This is a genomic window from Pantoea sp. ARC270 (assembly GCF_003236725.1).
GTDB lineage: Bacteria > Pseudomonadota > Gammaproteobacteria > Enterobacterales > Enterobacteriaceae > Pantoea > Pantoea anthophila.
This window is the reverse complement of sequence record NZ_PUGA01000090.1, coordinates 1-596: the sequence shown is the minus strand read 5'-3', so window position 1 is coordinate 596 and position 596 is coordinate 1. Positions and strand designations below refer to the sequence as shown.

Genomic DNA, 596 nt, shown 5'->3' with positions numbered 1-596 from the left:
CAGGATGTTGGCTTAGAAGCAGCCATCATTTAAAGAAAGCGTAATAGCTCACTGGTCGAGTCGGCCTGCGCGGAAGATGTAACGGGGCTAAACCATGCACCGAAGCTGCGGCAGCGACACTTATGTGTTGTTGGGTAGGGGAGCGTTCTGTAAGCCGTCGAAGGTGTGCTGTGAGGCATGCTGGAGGTATCAGAAGTGCGAATGCTGACATAAGTAACGATAAAGCGGGTGAAAAGCCCGCTCGCCGGAAGACCAAGGGTTCCTGTTCAACGTTAATCGGAGCAGGGTGAGTCGACCCCTAAGGCGAGGCCGAAAGGCGTAGTCGATGGGAAACAGGTTAATATTCCTGTACTCGGTGTTACTGCGAAGGGGGGACGGAGAAGGCTATATCAGCCGGGCGACGGTTGTCCCGGTTTAAGCGTGTAGGCGGAGGGTCCAGGTAAATCCGGACTCTTGTTAACGCTGAGGCGTGATGACGAGGCACTACGGTGCTGAAGTGATAAATGCCCTGCTTCCAGGAAAAGCCTCTAAGCATCAGGTAACACAGAATCGTACCCCAAACCGACACAGGTGGTCAGGTAGAGAATACCAAGGCG

At 53.9% G+C, this 596-nt stretch carries 1 rRNA gene; it reads left to right on the top strand.

Going from position 1 to position 596, the window contains the following annotated elements:
* Positions 1-596 (top strand): 23S ribosomal RNA (locus CKF42_RS21005); the annotation flags it as partial.